Annotated in this window: 13 protein-coding genes; all 13 read right to left on the bottom strand. The window is 45.4% G+C overall.

The annotated features are described in order from the left end of the window. Positions 1 to 113: 113 nt before the first annotated feature. Entirely contained in the window at positions 114 to 1,241 is a 1,128-nt protein-coding gene (locus ACZOWY_RS11470; protein ID WP_484398192.1) for an ABC transporter ATP-binding protein, read from the bottom strand. Between the two features lie 129 nt (positions 1,242 to 1,370). Next, positions 1,371 to 3,062: an ABC transporter permease gene (locus ACZOWY_RS11475; protein ID WP_484398197.1), complete on the bottom strand. Its 1,692-nt coding sequence runs from the start codon at positions 3,060 to 3,062 to the stop codon at positions 1,371 to 1,373. Positions 3,063 to 3,331: 269 nt separating this feature from the next. Next, a complete protein-coding gene (gene mutY / locus ACZOWY_RS11480) occupies positions 3,332 to 4,561 on the bottom strand; it encodes an A/G-specific adenine glycosylase (protein ID WP_484398201.1) in 1,230 nt (409 codons plus the stop codon). A gap of 200 nt (positions 4,562 to 4,761) precedes the next feature. Beyond that, on the bottom strand, positions 4,762 to 5,625 hold the full coding sequence (locus ACZOWY_RS11485; protein WP_484398205.1) for an alpha-1,2-fucosyltransferase: 864 nt from the start codon (positions 5,623 to 5,625) through the stop codon (positions 4,762 to 4,764). Positions 5,626 to 5,688: 63 nt separating this feature from the next. Beyond that, positions 5,689 to 5,964, bottom strand: coding sequence for a GDP-mannose 4,6-dehydratase (locus ACZOWY_RS11490; RefSeq protein ID WP_484398245.1), 276 nt, complete (start codon positions 5,962 to 5,964; stop codon positions 5,689 to 5,691). Beyond that, on the bottom strand, positions 5,913 to 6,125 hold the full coding sequence (locus ACZOWY_RS11495) for a GDP-mannose 4,6-dehydratase (protein ID WP_484398210.1): 213 nt from the start codon (positions 6,123 to 6,125) through the stop codon (positions 5,913 to 5,915). Before ACZOWY_RS11495 ends, ACZOWY_RS11490 begins: the two co-directional genes overlap by 52 nt. Before the next feature lie 81 nt (positions 6,126 to 6,206). Then, positions 6,207 to 7,064: a MurR/RpiR family transcriptional regulator gene (locus tag ACZOWY_RS11500; RefSeq protein WP_484398215.1), complete on the bottom strand. Its 858-nt coding sequence runs from the start codon at positions 7,062 to 7,064 to the stop codon at positions 6,207 to 6,209. A 191-nt stretch (positions 7,065 to 7,255) separates the two neighbouring features. Then, positions 7,256 to 8,956, bottom strand: coding sequence for a CotH kinase family protein (locus tag ACZOWY_RS11505; protein ID WP_484398220.1), 1,701 nt, complete (start codon positions 8,954 to 8,956; stop codon positions 7,256 to 7,258). A gap of 75 nt (positions 8,957 to 9,031) precedes the next feature. Next, positions 9,032 to 10,447: a hypothetical protein gene (locus ACZOWY_RS11510; protein WP_484398226.1), complete on the bottom strand. Its 1,416-nt coding sequence runs from the start codon at positions 10,445 to 10,447 to the stop codon at positions 9,032 to 9,034. Between the two features lie 60 nt (positions 10,448 to 10,507). Then, positions 10,508 to 11,926, bottom strand: coding sequence for a glycosyltransferase family 4 protein (locus ACZOWY_RS11515; protein ID WP_484398230.1), 1,419 nt, complete (start codon positions 11,924 to 11,926; stop codon positions 10,508 to 10,510). Between the two features lie 4 nt (positions 11,927 to 11,930). Further along, the gene (locus ACZOWY_RS11520) at positions 11,931 to 15,182 is read right to left on the bottom strand and encodes a glycosyltransferase (RefSeq protein WP_484398233.1); all 3,252 of its coding nucleotides are present in this window, start codon (positions 15,180 to 15,182) and stop codon (positions 11,931 to 11,933) included. Positions 15,183 to 15,222: 40 nt separating this feature from the next. Beyond that, positions 15,223 to 16,320 (bottom strand): glycosyltransferase family 2 protein, encoded by a 1,098-nt coding sequence (locus ACZOWY_RS11525; protein WP_484398237.1) that lies wholly within the window; start codon positions 16,318 to 16,320, stop codon positions 15,223 to 15,225. A 33-nt stretch (positions 16,321 to 16,353) separates the two neighbouring features. Continuing rightward, positions 16,354 to 17,233: hypothetical protein (locus ACZOWY_RS11530; protein ID WP_484398240.1), on the bottom strand; the 880-nt coding region annotated here is incomplete at its 5' end.

Raw genomic sequence — 17,233 nt, forward strand, 5'->3', positions numbered from 1 at the left:
AGGCTGCGGGGCTTAGGTAGGTGTTTTGCATTGCTTGAAATGAGTTTTAAAAACTAGTGTTTTTTACTCATTGGTGTCTTGACATTTTACCGCTGGACTTAAAAAATATAAATTTATTTCTTGATCGCATGCAGACTTTCTCTCTGGATGCGCAGATACACCGTATCTCCCGGGTTGTACACTTTCTTGCTGCTGGGGTTGTAGGTCTCCGTCACCAGTTCCTGTCCGCCGGCCTGCACCACATAATCCTGCATCTGGCCCATGTAGGTGGAGCTTGTTACTTCCGCTTTCACATCCCCGTCATCTGCCAGTTCGATGGCTTCCGGACGGATCACCACTTCCACCGTATCGCCGGCCGCCAGATCGCCCTGGATGCACTTGGCAGTGAATTCCTGGCCGAACATTTCCACAACGGCCGTACCGATCTCCAGTCCGGGGCCCGCTTTGCTTTCCAGCCTGGTTCCCCTGCTGCTGACGCTCTTCACCTTCGCCGGCACAAAGTTGGCAGTGCCGATAAAGTCCGCCACAAAGTGGCTGGCCGGATACTGATAAATCTCCGTGGGGCTGCCTACCTGTTCAATCTTCCCGCCGTTCATGATGATGACCTTGTCGGACAGGGCCATGGCTTCGCTCTGGTCGTGGGTTACGTAGACGCTGGTGATGCCGATGCGCTGCTGGATCTTGCGGATCTCTGTGCGCATGTACACGCGCAGCTTGGCATCCAGGTTGGACAGGGGTTCGTCGAAGAGCAGCACCGCCGGTTCCATGACCAGGGCCCGGGCTAACGCCACACGCTGCTGCTGGCCGCCGGACAGCTGGTTGGGCATCCGGTGTTCCATGCCTTTCAGGCCTACCAGGTCCAGCATGTTCATAACCTTTTCCTCGATGGTCTTCTTGTCCATCTTTTTATTGACAAGGCCGTAGCCTACGTTATCAAACACATCGTAATGAGGGAACAGCGCGTAGCTCTGGAACACCATGCTGGAGTCCCGCTTGTCCGGGGTCAGCTCGTTGATACGTACGCCGTCCAGCAGGATCTCCCCGTCGCTGATGCCTTCAAAGCCCGCAATCATGCGCAGGGTGGTGGTCTTGCCGCAGCCGGAAGGCCCCAGCAGGGTCACGAACTGGCCGCTGGCGATATCCACGTTAATATGGTCTACCGCTAAAAACGTACCGGTGCCTTCATGGGTCACATATTCCTTGGTCAGATTTTTTAACTGGATGCTAGCCTGTTTTGCCATTTTCACATTCTCCTTCTTGCTTGTCTACATTTCCCTGTGCTGCGTTGTCGTCGGTCGGAGTAGGTTTAACTACACCTTCCCTCCTCCGCCTTGCACAGGAAAATTTATCCTGCGCAATATTATTTTAACTTATGCCTGACTTTTCTGCGGGTTGCTGCCCAGACGGTTCAGCAGCAGCTTGATAACGATGATGGCTACATATACGATAAGGATCAGGATGGTGGAGAAGGCCGAAGCCACGCCGAACTGGTTGTCTTCCACCTGGTCCAGGATCAGGACCGTCAGCAGGCTATAGTTGGCGGACACCAGGAAGATGACCGCGCTGATACTGGTCATGCTGCGGATGAAGGAGTAGATCAGGCCGCCGAAGAAGGCGCTCTTGATCAGGGGCAGGGTCACCGTGGTGAACACCCGGCTGGCGTTGGAACCCAGGTCCGCCGCCGCTTCCTCGATACTGGGGTCGATCTGCTGCAGGCTGCTTTCACCGGCCCGGATGCCGATGGGCAGGGCCCGGATGACGAAGGCCGCGATGAGGATGGCCGCCGTACCGGTGAGCTGTACAGGAGGCTCGTTGAAGGTCAGGATGTAGCCGATACCGATTACGGTGCCCGGTACCGCGATACTCAGCAGGGACGAGAAGTTGATGAAGCCCCGGCCGATGAATTTCTTACGCACCACCAGGTAGGCGATGATCATGCCCAGGATACCGGCGATGGGCGTGGCGATGATGCTCAGCAGGGTGGTGTCCTTGATGGCATCCATGCCGACTTCCAGCGCGTATTTGTAATGGGCCGTGGTAAAGCTGTAGTCAACGCCCCACATCTTAATGAAGGAAGCGATAGGAATCAGGATGTAGATGGCCAGCACGATGGCGGTCACCAGGAAGCAGAAGCCGCCCACCAGGCCCACGATCTGGGGATCGTCGATCATGGTGCGTTCCCGGGACGCCTTGCCGGTTACGGTGATGTAGGTCTTCTTTTCGATCCAATACTTGGACAGGATGAAGAGGATGATGGCGATGTCCAGCAGCACCACCGCTACCGCAGCGCCGCCCTGTACGTCGTAGCTGCCGATAGCCTGCAGGTACACCTGGGTGGCCAGGGTGGAGAAGTTGCCGCCGATGGCCATGGGGTTGGCGAAGTCGGCCACCGATTTAATGAACACCAGCAGGAAGGCGTTGGCGATGCCGGGCCGTACCAGTGGGATCGTCACCGAACTGAAGGTGCGCCACTTGGAAGAACCCAGGTCCCGGGCCGCGTCTTCAATGCTGGGGTCGATGGACTGCAGCATGCCCGCCAGCAGCAGGAACGCGATGGGGAAATAGGAAATCGTCTGTACGAAGATCAGGCCTTTCAGCCCGTAGATGTTGGTGTTGCTCCAGCCTAAAAGGCTGTAAGTCACCAGGCCGCGGCTTCCGAACAGCATGATGATGGACAGGGCCACGGAGAACGGCGGCGATACCATGGGGAGCAGAGCCATCAGGTTGAACAGCTTTTTACCTTTGATGGCCAGGTGGGACGAACAGTAAGCGAAGAGGAAACCCACCGAGGTTGCCAGCACCCCTACGATGATCGCCAGCATCAGGGTATTCACCAGCGCCTGATACGTCTCGCTCATGGTCACGATGTTGACGTAGGCCTGCAGGCTGAAATTGCCGTCCAGGTCCGTGAAGCTCTGCTTCACCACCATCAGCAGCGGCCACACCACAAAGACAAAAAGAGCCAGGACCATACCCACCGCGACCGTCGCAATAATCGGATCCCGGAACGTGTTCCTGGTTGTCTTAATCTGATTCGATATGTAAGTTCCCAGCTTTCCCATTTAGGAGCCCTCCCTGCTCATACACATTGAATAGTTTATTTCTTTTTTTAGTTTTATTTTGACTAGTTTATTTCTTTTCTAATTCTATCCATAGACGAATTTTCTGTCAAGCAAAAAAGAGGGCAAATTTCACAGATATAACACATTTCGCTAAATATTAATATTATTCTTTTGTAACTGTTTTATTGTCGCTGTTTACATGCAATTTAAACAAATTCTTTCCTATTATAGTACTATGCTGACGGAACAAATGATACCGGCAAGAAAGCTCACTTTCCATTCCACACCACTTCACCAAGGATACGGTTATGGGGCCCGGCCAGATTATACTCCGCCAGTTCATTAACCGGTACCCAGCGCCACCCGGAAGGAAGGACCGCAGTGTCAAAACGCGTAGTAACACCATTCTCTTTATCATCTTTTCGCAAACCCGTCCCGGCAGCAATCTGCGCACATGATGCCGTTTTCCCCTCTGCCTCTGCTGTATAAACCGCCATCTGCCAGATTTTATGGGAAAAAACATGACGGATCTGTTTTACGGGGCCGGAAATTTCTTCTACCCGAACCCCGAGAGCAGCCAGTTCCGCAGTCAGCGCTTCTTTCCCCTGCTCTCCTTCCCCCACACAGTTGGGAAACTCCCACATGCCAGCCAGCAGGCCCTTGGACGGACGGCGATGGAGCAGATAAAAAGATTTTTCATTTTTCATTTCATTCATTTTGTTTTCAGTTCCACACTGCACAGGATGTGCAACTAAATTTTTCGCCGTCGCTTTCACCACAAACACCGTAACCGGCTCCACCGGCACTTCTTTCTTCGTGACCCGTAGCGGGATCAAACTTTCCTTTCCCACCGCCTTTGATTTGCACACGCCGGACAGCGGACACGCCTCACACCGGGGCTGGCCGGGAATGCAGACCGTCGCTCCCAGATCCATCAGCGCCTCATTGAAATCGCCGGGGCGTGATGCATCCTGCCGTGCTTTCACCAGCTCTGTTATTTCCTTTTTCACTTTGGCGGAAAGAATATTTTCTTCAATATTATAAATACGGGCAAACACCCGGAGCACGTTTCCATCCACCGCGGTTTCCCGTTTCCCGTAGGCCATGCTGAGGATGGCGCCGGCGGTATAGTCTCCAATCCCCTTCAGTTTGCGGATCTCTTCCCGCGCCTCCGGTACCTTGCCCCCATACGTATCCATCACTTCCCGCACTGCCGTATGCAGGTTCCGGGCGCGTGAATAGTAGCCCAGCCCCTGCCACTGCCGTACCACTTCGTCTTCCTCCGCGGCCGCCAGAGACGGAATGTCCGGAAAATGTTCCATCCAGTTTGTATAATACGATTTTACCGCTTCTACCCTTGTCTGCTGCAGCATGATCTCCGAGACCCACACCTTGTACGGGTCCCGGGGCGATTCCGTCCGCCAGGGCAGGTCGCGTTTGTTGGCGTCGTACCACTGCATTAAGAGAGGCGTCCAGTCTGATTTCAAACAGCTTTTCAAGTAATTGCCTCCACTAATTATTCCAATTAATTCAATTAATTGTATCGCATTTATGAATTTTTGAAAATAATCTCCGTTAACGCATGCGTTTTTTGATTTTTTCCAAAATCGCATTCGTTAACTCGATAAAAAACGGAACCCTGTCGCTGAACGTAGTAGCCTAGTTAAAAAATATCATGATTTAAAAATCATTTATCAATTCATATCGGTAATTTAACCCAGTTTTCCGGAATCATTTCTTTAATGCCAAATGGTTTAGCGGGAACAATACGAATCGCATCCTCATGTTCGTTCAACCAAGCCGCCCACCATGAAAACGTACTGTTTGCTGTAATGATGTGTTTGCAATTCTTCATCAACATCATATCATCAATATCGCCATTTTGGGTTTTTACATTTACAAACCTGAAATCCCGCTCTTTTGCAAAATGCTCACGCACCCACTCAAAATCCTCTGTAAACCAGAAAAATACCGGTGACTCAACACGTTTCCTTATATATTCAATTGCCCTTATATAATAACCTTCTGTAAGCAAATAATGGAATGGATGAGCGGACGTTGCGAAATCCCCCCGACGGACATGTACAGCCACGGCATTACAACTATTTATCTCACTTAACACCTGAAGATAAGAAGGATCTGCAGAATACCGAGGTGTAAATTGCTTTTGCAGTTCTGCTTTATACGGCTTAAAATATAGTTCAGACTGAAAATAACCGTCAAGATAAACAATGTTTGCGTTAACAGTAAAAAACTCTTTAATAAATCTATCATATATTTCCCATAAATACGCAACGTTCACAAAACGACAATACTGTAAATGCAGAACCCTCATCGCACGTTTAACATATTTATTATTTATAACACCTATCCCCCATGGTATTTGTTCAGGATTCTTAAGAGTCTCATCAATTATATTCAACAGATCCAGCCTATATGGACGTTGTTCTTCGGGCAAGCATTCCAATAAAAAAGGCTGCTTTAACCGCCGGGACAGCGCATAAGCCGCTGCATACTGAAAAAGCTGATTCCCGAGACCGCATTTAATTCTCACAATAACCATAAGATCTTGCTTCAGCTCCTTCTAAAACATTCCAATTGAAATAATAATGCCACTTAAATAATATTAACAACTCACCTTCAAAATCTGCGCCTTCCCGCTTAGTTTCAAAGGGATACTTTTAGAGGAATAAAAACACAGCTCCCTTTTACCCGTCGTAATGTCATAGCCTTTTTCATCCAGTCCCATTCCTTTCCAGCACAGGGTAATGCCATTGATTGCAAACGCTTTTTCCGTAAACTCCCGGACCGAGTGCTGCTCGCCGGCAGCAATGACAAAGTCATCCGGTTTTACCAGATGACAATACGAATCAAAGAAGAAGAATCCGTAAGGTCTCCGCAGTGCAGGGCAATCTTATCTAACAGGTGTTCAATCCGATTGGTATTGGAAAGAAAGGAACGCCAGTAGATTCCGTGTACTTCGTACACCTTTTCCAGCAAAAACTCTGCCAGATATGAACCGTCCTGGCCTGTGATGCCGGTAATTAAAGCAGTTTTTGACATTCTTCGTTCCTTTCTTTTTATTGATAAAAATCACAGGGATATAATTAATTAATAATAAAATTAATCAAATCATATTCATTATTACATCTTCTGACTTGCAATCGCCTTCCGCACCTGCTTCATATTATCAATATAATCGTCCATGCGGCGCTGCATCACGCCGGTATACAGGCAGTCCAGAATGGCCAGGTGCACCAGGCGGGACGCCATGGCCTCGCTGCGGTAGCTTGTCTCCCGGGCCAGGCCGGTCAGCACTACGTCCGCCAGCTTCGTGGCCGGGGATTTCAGATAGCTGGTGATCAGGATGATCTTGCTGCCCCGGGACCGGGCCATCTCCAGTACCTTCAGCAGATCAATGCTGGCCCCCGTGTGGGAAATGGCAATCACCACATCTTCCGGTTTCAGGAGAGACGCCGACGCAATCTGCAGATGGGGATCACTGTAGGCATGCACGTCCAGCCCGAACCGCATAAACCGGTGGGCGATGTCCTGGGCGATAGTGCCGCTGCCGCCATAGCCATAAGCATCGACCCGCTCCGTTTTCGACACAAGGTCAATGGCCTGCTCCAGCGCCTTGTAATCCAGCATCTTCTGAGTTTCCTGCAGGGCGTCGATCATATCCTGAAAGACCTTCCGGGTGATATCCCGGGGAGTATCGTCCGCGTTCACTTCCTGGGACAGGGATTCCGCCGGGGAAAACAGATCCCCTGCCAAAGCCTGCTTCATGCCCTGAAAGCCACTGAAACCCAGCTTATGACAGAAACGGAACACGGTTGCATCCGCGCTGGAGGTGGCATCCGCCAGTTCGCTCATGGTCATGTGCATCACATCAGACGGGTTCTTTAAAATAAAATCCGCCAGCTTCTGTTCCGATTTGGTCAGCCCGTTGTAACTGCTGCGCAACAACGGCAGGCAGGTGGTCTGTTGAAACGTTTCCATGGAAATCCCCCCCAAATAAAAATGATATAAAATTGTCTAGCATCATTAATAGCTTTGACAATATTATATCATAATTGGAAAACATTATCTAATTCACACGCAAAACAACCTTAATTAACCATTTTTTCTTCCAATTGAATAAGCCATTACATTATTCTTATCTAAATTATAAAAACAAGAAACCGTTTTCATCACGGTCTCCACTTTTCCACAATAGGAATAATAATATCATACCTCTTTTTGAAGAAATTCAATGTTAATTCCATACATTCTTTCCTATTACGTGAAGAATCTCCGAAGCGCTTATAGAAGTCCGGCACTAGCGGTCCCCAGGTTTTATCATAGGAATTCATTTTTTCCTGTACCCTAGAATACTTATAGTTTTCTGACCCGGTTTTTTTTATGGCTTCCAGAAACAATGCAAAGAACTCTTTATTCCGGATAGCTGTTCTAAACACCGGGAAATTCTGCATCGCCATCCGGAAGTGATCTGTCTCAGGGGAGGTCAGTTTCTGATTATAGTGCCCTGCGCTGTATTCCGTATCGTGGACAATAAACTGCCATCGTCCGCCATTATACGATTTGTCGCGGCTTCGCCAGAGTACATGGTTGTGAATGGGAGTCCAATCCCCGTCGCCGGTATAGATTCGCATGGCAAAATAATCTGCCATGGAACGGACATCCACCGCATCGCAAAACTTCTGGTATGTTGCAGGATCCGTTAAATCCTTATCTGCAAAAGACTGCAGTTCTTCATAAAGTTTTATGTCTTCTTTTTTCCCAACCTCAACTTTTGCTTCCTTAATCACGACCACATTATTCTCATCAACCCCGAACAGGGTATGCATCGTTTTATCCGAGATAATTTCATTCAACGAATAGGATCCCCAGTATTCGCCGTTTAAAAACAATACGGCCGGGCGGGAATCAAAAACGGTGAACCTGCCTCCCTTACCCAGATCCTGAATAAACGTATCTTTAAACTTCAGGTAGTCGGTATCGTTTCCACCGTTTCGCAACGAAAATGTTTTATACTCTCTGTTTTTGTCAAATAACGGAAATGACAACAACTTATCCCCATACTCTTCCCGAAAATATAGCGAAAAAGATTTTTGACTATATCCCCGCGACATACCTCCCCGTACCCGTAACCCCGCGTTTATTTCCAGATTCGGTTTTACTGAACCGCTTTTGAATATCTGTATCCGGCAGGGCCTCTCCCAGTTCTTACCCTTCCGGGTAAAGTTCGCTTCGACTTTCCACCACTGTTTTCCGGCTATCATTTTCTTACCTGCATCCGTCTTTTTCCAATCGTCATACACGGCGCCGGTCGCAAGGATACCGGTTTTATAATCCAGCAGATTTCGCGGGTCTGTCGTTATTGAAACAACCAGACACCCTGGAAACTTTTTTGCGAAATCTACATTTAAAAAATAAACATTTGTCTGCACTGTATCACTGACGACGCCTTTGTTGTCAACCAGAGCCGTATTCAGAATAACGCCGGTTGGCAGACTGTTATCCTTGCAAAGAACAAAATTATTAAATTCAGGACACAGCATCTGTTCTTTATGGCTCACAAGGTAACCGGACATACTGCGGTTTAAGATAACATCTAGTTCAGACTTGCCGCAGGCATCTTTTTCAGAAGGTTTTGTTCCGTTCGTAGTAAAGGCGATCGTATACCCTTCCGGCGCTTTCATATGCACTTTCAATTCCGGTTTGTCATAAAGACCGGATGCATGGGAGAAGGCAATGCCATTCTCAATGACGTACCGAATATTCTGCTGTTGATTCGAATTGTATATAAGTGTATGGGTAGAGGGTTTTAAGCCTGTTTCTTTTTGGCAGCCGGTCAGCAGGGAAACAATAATTACAAAAACAACGTACATCACGATTCTCAAATATTTTTTACACATGTGAATAGAACCTTTTCTCTTTGTTAACTGCTCGATCGTCATCAAGTCTTATTTAATCCAGTCCCTTATAACTCTCGGGATAAACGTAATCAGCCTGCCAATTTTATAGGAACGTGAATTTTTGAGGCCGGCAATTTCCTGCTGCATTCTCCGATACTCTTCCGATATAGTCGCCGACTGGCATTCAGACCATTCCAGTTCAAGTTCAAGCAACTCGCCGTCAGATACCTTTCTACTATAATTAAATGGACTGTCATGACAGACTGTCTTCGTATCGTGAAAAACAGTTTCACCATTTATCACAAATTTGTTCACATCAATCCAGACCGGATACCGTTTACCGGAAGCATTTGACATATCTTTTCCCAGCAAATTAATCCCCAGCTCCCCATCGCCTTCACACTGTACTACAATCTTCATCCGATCGGATACTGCCTCTATCATCACCCCGTTGGGAAGGAAGACTGGCTTGCACACAAAAAACGCTTTGGGGCTGATAATCCGTTCCACCAGATTGCAATCCTTGCCGCCATTATTGTTTATATCAACACGCAGTGTACGGTATTTGGCATACTGGTTCTGAAGATTATGCATCTTGCTTTGAAAATACCTGGCCAGCTCACACAGGGCTTTGCTTCCGGTCAAATCTTTGCCAACAGAGACATCCGACAGTTTCCGGCAGAAGGTACCTTTGCCATAACGCCTGTCAATTTCCTGCTGTATCTGCAGCCACTGTACGTTATTTCCGCCTTTCCCGCAATTGTAGTGAAACAGTGCTGTTTCCTGCGATTTCTCCGTAGATATGGGCAGTGGTTGGTCGGGTTCGGCAACAACAACCGGGATCCCTGCCACCGCCTCCATCGCCTTTAGCCATAAATCGTCCGCAAAAGGACAGACCCGTCGGATGGTTTCTTTATCCAGCAGCTCCCGTACCTGTAAAAAAAGCTTCGTAGGATACAGAACGCAGTTCACCCCCATGGCATATAACTGCATGGAAGGCTGCAACACCCAGGCATCCACTTCTTCCGGCCATGTTGTAACGGGCGGCATCTCCCCCTGCTCCGAAACAGGGACGAAATCCGCGCGCCCTGCGGAAACTGCTTGAGGGAAGTGTAGATAACAACGGTACAGATTTTCAATGCGGTCCGGTGGGTACAGAATATCATCATCAATTGTTATAACTAACGCATCCGGATATTCCTGAAACGCATAAAAATACTTTGTATGCGGTCCTAAATCTTCACACCAGCGGATTTCCAGATGTTTTTCCGTAATGAGCTGCAACAATTCTTTCGGCAAGTCATCCAGCTTATTCGGGAATTTTTCTTCTCCCAGCCACAAAATTACTTTATCAGGAAGTTTAGTCTGCCGATACATGGTACGGATGGCTAACACAACCTCGTTAATCCTGGCAGGATGCGAAGTAACGGAAACGATAATCTGTTTAGAATCAAGAGAACCCATAACTAAAACCTTCCTCAAAATGTCAACCATCTTAATGAACGACAGGGAATCGCATTATTATCATTGTAATACCTTATACGGGATAGTTTTTCCCTCCAGTATATCCAAAACTTCCCGTGCAGATTCTTCCCATGAATAAACAGGTATCTTGCGGGAATCCGGATGCCTTTCTGTCTGCATCCATTTCATCAGGCATTTTGCCAGAGCATTCGCATCCATCACGTTAAAATAATCGGCATAACCCTGAGTCACTTCCTTGAAAATCGGAATATCACTGCAAATAAGGGGCAAACCAAAGTGTGCGGCCTCAACCAGAGGCAGACCAAATCCTTCCTGCAGGGAAGCAGCAATTAATGCATGGGTATGAGCATAAGCCCACCGCAGTTCTTCATCAGAAGCATCACTGATCCAAAGGGCGGTTTCCCTGAATTCCGGAAGTGTAAGAAGGCTACAGACATTTTCATTTTGCCAGCCGTTTTTCCCTATGATCAAAAGCCGGCAATCCTTACGCATAGTTTCCGGCAGCTTCTGCAACGCCTGTAACGCTACTATGTGCCCTTTACGTGGCTCTACCGTTCCTACCATAAGGAAGGTAAATTTGCCACCTTCAACAAAGCGCCGGATTTCTTCCCGTACACTTTGAACCCCTTCCGGGATATCCGCGCCTACATGAAAACTGTAGACGGATAACGGCCGCGTTCGTACGAACCGTAATTTCTCATAATACGCAATCAGTGCGTCGGCTGTTGTACGGGAAACACAAATAACGGCATCTGCTTTTTGCAGCAACATATGATGCCATCCAATATATTTCGGCAGCACAGTTTCATTATTACAAATTTCCGGAAACTGAACCGGAATCAAATCATGTACGATACCATAGCTCTTAACGCCCCGGTCGGCGGCCATATCCAGCGTATGGGAAAATGCAGCGAAGTCCTCCCACGGATCGTCCAGCAATATAATTTTATCCCCTTCCTGAAGCACTATGGTCTGATCTATTCTTTCTTCGCCCCCTTCCATATGGCTGAGGTAGGAATAGCTGGTAATTAATTTGCCGGATTTTTGTTGAACCGGAATTACATTTTCTGACTGATTATAAATCTGATGGAAAAGATTGTTGACAACCCGCCGGATCCCCGTCATCCAGATTTTATCGCCGGGTCGCAGCAGGCCTGTCCCCCAGTGCCCGATAGCCGTAACATGTGTCATATCAATCAGCAGGCACGGTTTATCCCGTAAAAGCACTGTATCCGTTATATGACGGGTAATGGCACAAATGGAATCTTCTTGCTTCTTCAGTTCCATCTCCTTTTCTTTTAAGAACCTGGTTTGCGTTTCTATTATCTCTTTTTGTTTTTCAATCTCTTTTTCCTGTTCAACAAGCTCTTTCAGCAAGTTGTTAAACAGTCTCTTTTTAATGAACGCTTTTACCCCGCTTTGTGAATTTAGCTGTCGGTAATAATCTTTTAAACTCATGCTCTTATTCCTTCATCTTATCTAAGTCTGTTACTCTTTCTTTTAACTTCAAAAATGTATCATAAACATAATCTACCGTAGAGGGCAGCAGCTTTGTCCGGGAAAGAAATTCCGCATATAATGTTTCATTTGTATTTAACTCGCAAACCTTTTTTACGATAGCTTCATTATTCTCTTTATTGCCCCGTTTCCATAAGAGCAACGCTTCAGGATTCACAATCCCCGGTTCCGGATCTGAAGCTCCACCCGCATAAATAGGAACGCATCCTCCCAAAAACGCTTCAAACAGTTTTTCTGTAACATAATTGGGGGTATCTTCGTTTTCCGCACATATGTTAAACTTGCAATGATTTAAAAATTTAATTTTATCGTCCTTATATTCATCCCATAAAAGATTTGTGTTGTGGTTCCATTGTCCGGCACACAAAATATTTATTTTATTTTTTAACGCTTCATAAATGGGTGCACGCATATTCCATTTGTCGTGTCGGGCAATCACAGAACATTCGTATTTCCCTGTATTGCGGCTGCGGTTAATATAATCCACACGTTCAGCAATCTTGTCTTTATCTATAACCGGATCGAAAATCCACAATATCCAGAGAGGCAGCCGCAGGTAGTTTGCTTCGTTTCGTTGCGCAAAGCCTAACGACAAACCTACATAATCCAGACAGTAGTCACTATATTCATCATATAAACCGTGCTCAACATCCAGATTCTCTCCGGAATAAAAGATATCTTTTTTTGTCGCGTATTTTTCTATATATTCCTTTTTGCCAAAAATCGAATATATATTCAGGTGCTTGACGTCAGTGTTATTCTTTATAAACTGATATAACCAGTCTCTGTTACAAATATTGGGGTCACTTGTCCAATAATTGATTAACGTAGCCCGGTTATCCCATGTGGTTATACGTTTTGAAGCAGGAATTCCCTGCTCCAATGCGATTTGTGGCTTTTTCTTAGTCGGGCATATATGGTTCTCTGTAACGATTGGATTACCAAGGGCATTTTTTAAATTGGCAAGAGATTGATTATATATGGCATGCGACATCGTAATCAAATTGCTTCTTATTCTGTTATATTCAACATCCGTCATTTCAATGGCCTTTTGCAGAGCCTGCCCCAAATCACGGTTTCCCTGATAAACAACAGCATTATCTGAAGAAAAACCGTATACATCCGCAAATTTCCCAGGAATCAGGCAGGGTTTGGAAAAACCATAAATCAACTGAAAGCTGCCGCTTGTACCACGCGTTATGTAACGGTCATGGTCGGGATTGTCAGGATCAAACAACGTAAGTACAAAATCTGACCTTCCTATTTCGTTATACAAGGTAGTATATGAGACCCTGCCCCACACAGAAAAGAAATGACGGATTTTTGGATCAATGTTATCCAAACTTCCAAGGCCTACAACAGTTATACGGAAATTAGTTATTCCCTGATCATATAAATTTTCAACCGCCTCTACCAATTTTTTAAAGTTTTTTCGTACGGGATCAATAGCGCCAGCCGAAATAAAACGGGTCATTTTGTTTTTGGACGGCAGGCAGGTATTCCCAAACCAATGGCAATTTACCGGGATCAGCCTTCTGTCAACAGGCAGTTTATCTGTTAAAACAAACACATGTCCCATTTCCAGCAAGGTTTTGTCCAAATACTCCATTTGATGCTCAAGAACATAGATTTTATCAAGATAATGATTCAGAAAAGGAAACTCCTGTAGCACGGTATGCCATTTCCCTTTCCATGTAAAGGCATTTGAACCAAAGATAACAATGTTGTACCGTTCAATTAACAGATATTGGAGGAGCAACGCCATGAGTTCCACATTACAATGATAAACACGGTTGCAGTTTATCATATCCAATGCTCTTTCCTTATACACCCCTTCATGAATTAAGAAATCTACATCATAATGCATATCTGAAAGATACTTATACAGCCCGGGAATACACTCTCCGTGATAATCATTAAACTCTACGACCAGTACGCTTTTCCCCGTTTCTGCCAGGTCCTGCAAGTCAATGGTTTCCCCAGTCAATTGAAAATACTGGTTAACCAATTGCCAGTTTCTGCTTTCCGCGTTCACTTCATGACCTTTCGCAGCTTCAGTCACAGAAGAAAGATTTGCGTTTTCCTCTGTTGTTCTTTTTCCTTGCAGAAACGCGGTTAGCCCGTTTTTTATTAAAATTCTCGCCTGGTAATACTTCGTCAGAAATGTAAAGCCTCTTGATGTTTTTATCCGCATCAGTTCGCTTTGTAACGCTTCCTTTTCCTTGTTCTCTGCATATAAGCGCCTCTCACATTCATTCTCTTTAGATGACGCCAAAATCAATGCTTGAAAAAGAAACTTGTCCTTCCCTGCCATTGTTAATGCTTTTATTCTGCCAACCTCATCCAACCTTCCATATCGGTTCCGGCAATCGGCAAGCATTCGTTCAATATTTGAAAAAACTGCTTCTTCATTGTCTTCCTTTAGCTCTGCGGAATGACAAAACTGCAGCATTTGTTTCACGCAGACAAAAATACCAATAACACTGAAAAGAACTCTTTCAGGCTGTCCTAGATCCATGACAGAGTTTGGTCTTACCCTTCTATAATAAAATGCTTTCTTGATGTACCCGGCTTTAGATGCGAGCAGCAGGCACTTGAAAACAAATAGTTCATCTTCATGGATAATCCCTTCGTGAAACAAAAGTGAACGGTCTTTTAAAAAACCGCTTGTTGTTAATTGAACAGGCACAGACGCAGTATATTCTTTATTATCTATCAACTTTCTAAAAAGATCCTCTCCTTTGCACGCAGGAGGATATTCATGAACTCTTTTAAAATAATCCTTTTCGGTTTGTAAGCGTTTCTCTTCAACGCCCCCTTCGCCAAACACATTCGCGTTGAAAAGAAGAATTTCCAAGTCCCCGGCTTCCATCGTATTAACCAGGGTTTCCAATGCTTCAACAGAAAGGTAATCATCGCTGTCCAAAAAGTAAATATATTTTCCCTGCGCCTGCCGGATCCCCACATTGCGCGCCTGCGATTGGCCCCTGTTTTCCTGATTTATGATGCGGATACGTGAATCCCGATTCGCAAATTTATTTAAAACATTTAAAGATTTGTCCGTCGAGCCGTCATTCACACAAATAATCTCTATAGATTTTAACGTTTGATTGCAGATGCTTTCCAGACATTCTTCCAGATAGGGTTCAGCATTATATACCGGAATAATTACACTCACTTTAATAAGGTTTTCCATAATTGCCCCCTGACCATGCCGCCCATAACAGGCTAAACATTTATGGCCTGCCTAACAGTTTGCGCGGAATACTCGTTATTATTCTGCCTATGCGAAATGACCAGCCCGCTTTAACCGCCTTCAAATTCAATTCTGCGTCAAGGGCCCTTTGTTGCGCGATGGTCAACTCCTGCTTTAATCGAACTTTTTCCTGTTCTCTGTTACTGTTCATCAGCCAAAGCAGCCCTTCCGCCGTTTCTTCCATGCCCCACTTTTGGGTGAGCGCAAGAAGACCTTCGCCTTTATCTCTTTCTGCCAGGTTGCCCTGCCATAGAGAAACAGCCAAATGCAGCCAATCATCGTGAAACTTCAGCACAAAGGTCTTGTATTCGTCTTTATCCGGTTTACTGTTGATAAACCGGATAATCGCATCCAGAGAGTCTTTTTCTCCCAACAGTTTTTTATAATAATCCAAAGTGATAGCAGGATGTATCTGTGTTGATATTCCTACACCCCAATGATACAAATATAACTCTTCCTGTATCATGGAGATAGAACGGCCATAGTACCAGTAGATACACGAAATATAAGTATCTTCTGCCATTATATAGAAAGCATCTTCCATCTCACGGAATGCTCTTTTACAAAGTCCTGCCCGGAAGATTTTGTTCAATATTGTCCAATTTTTAAGTTTCCCTTTTAGCCATAAATGAAGTAAATTTTTGTCTTCCAAATACGGAATATTTTCCGTCTCCAAAAAATCAATTTTTTTCGCCTGCCCCGCGCTATCTATGGATTTAACACCAAATTCCAATACATCTGTCCCATTCCGTTTTATTGCAGCGTACGCCGTCTCACAGGCATGGAGAAATAACTCATCATCACTATCCAGAAACATGATGTATTCGCCACGTGCAGCCAACACACCGCTTTTTCTGGCCATACCCGTGCCCAGGTTGCGTTCATGCCAAAGGACCCGCAGACGCGAATCTTGCATACAGTATTTTTTTAAAATCGCCGCACTGTTATCCGTACTACCGTCTTCCACACAGATAATCTCTATATCTGCCAATGTTTGTTTGATAACACTGTCCAGACAACCCGCAAGAAATTTTTCTACGTTATAAACCGGAATAACAACAGAAACTTTAGGTTGCATAGTTTTATGATACCTTTCTGAATTCCATAAACGCTAATCACCAATATAATACACTGCCAGAGACAACTCCCTGGGATCATTATTTATGCCTAACTTTGCCGGACAAAAATAGGCATTTGTTTTCAATTCAACTTCATAAATATCATTTTTTTGATTGGGGACCTTAAATACGTACTCTTTATTGCCGTTAATGACATCAAGATCCGCAATATGCTCTCCATTAACATAAAGCTTTATATATAACGGCAAGTTTTTTAGCTGCGCCTTGTATGAATCCAAAACCGTTGTTACAGAAAGCCGTAAGCCGCTTTTCCCGACCTGTTTATTGTTGATTACAACGCCAAAGTTCTTTTTAGTCCAGGGAAAATCTTTCCCACTGCCTCCCTGCAAACCATACGTTAATGAGAATTTTCCTTTCTCCGTACAGAACACATCGGTAACTTCCGCCCTGTTTTCAAAAGCAAATGTTTCCCATGTATTGGTATGCCTGTCGTATCCGTAAATATCTTTTAAATCATTCTGCTTTATCCACGAATACACGTTGGAAACATATTCTTTACTCTTGATATTCCATAGATTCCAACCCTGAGGATTGCAGCCCGAATGCCCATTCACTGTTCTTATGCCAAAATAATTTGCAATTTCAAAAGCTTCCGTTTGATAAGACCATGGCGGAATCTCTTTTTTCCCGGAATCGCAAATATAAAATGCTTTACAGGCAGTCGGCGGTTTTGCTATATTTTGCAAAAAAGTACTTTCTAAATCTGTACGCCACTTTTTATTATAATTAACACCCTCGACACGCAGATTGGAAAAAAACAATGCAATAAGAAGTATTGCTCCTGCCCAACAATTAAATCTTATTGTTTTGTTTGCGAAAACATATTCCCCGCGCACAGCAACAACAAAAGCT

It is taken from the genome of Succiniclasticum sp. (genome assembly GCF_056977735.1).

What these genes read in the sequence shown, in the direction of transcription:
- ACZOWY_RS11500 (WP_484398215.1), bottom strand. Translation starts at nt 7,064, where the DNA reads ATGGAAACGTTTCAACAGACCACCTGCCTGCCGTTGTTGCGCAGCAGT.
- ACZOWY_RS11485 (WP_484398205.1), bottom strand. Translation starts at nt 5,625, where the DNA reads ATGGTTATTGTGAGAATTAAATGCGGTCTCGGGAATCAGCTTTTTCAG.
- ACZOWY_RS11520 (WP_484398233.1), bottom strand. Translation starts at nt 15,182, where the DNA reads ATGGAAAACCTTATTAAAGTGAGTGTAATTATTCCGGTATATAATGCT.
- ACZOWY_RS11470 (WP_484398192.1), bottom strand. Translation starts at nt 1,241, where the DNA reads ATGGCAAAACAGGCTAGCATCCAGTTAAAAAATCTGACCAAGGAATAT.
- ACZOWY_RS11525 (WP_484398237.1), bottom strand. Translation starts at nt 16,320, where the DNA reads ATGCAACCTAAAGTTTCTGTTGTTATTCCGGTTTATAACGTAGAAAAA.
- ACZOWY_RS11515 (WP_484398230.1), bottom strand. Translation starts at nt 11,926, where the DNA reads ATGAGTTTAAAAGATTATTACCGACAGCTAAATTCACAAAGCGGGGTA.
- ACZOWY_RS11475 (WP_484398197.1), bottom strand. Translation starts at nt 3,062, where the DNA reads ATGGGAAAGCTGGGAACTTACATATCGAATCAGATTAAGACAACCAGG.
- ACZOWY_RS11495 (WP_484398210.1), bottom strand. Translation starts at nt 6,125, where the DNA reads ATGTCAAAAACTGCTTTAATTACCGGCATCACAGGCCAGGACGGTTCA.
- ACZOWY_RS11505 (WP_484398220.1), bottom strand. Translation starts at nt 8,956, where the DNA reads ATGTACGTTGTTTTTGTAATTATTGTTTCCCTGCTGACCGGCTGCCAA.
- ACZOWY_RS11510 (WP_484398226.1), bottom strand. Translation starts at nt 10,447, where the DNA reads ATGGGTTCTCTTGATTCTAAACAGATTATCGTTTCCGTTACTTCGCAT.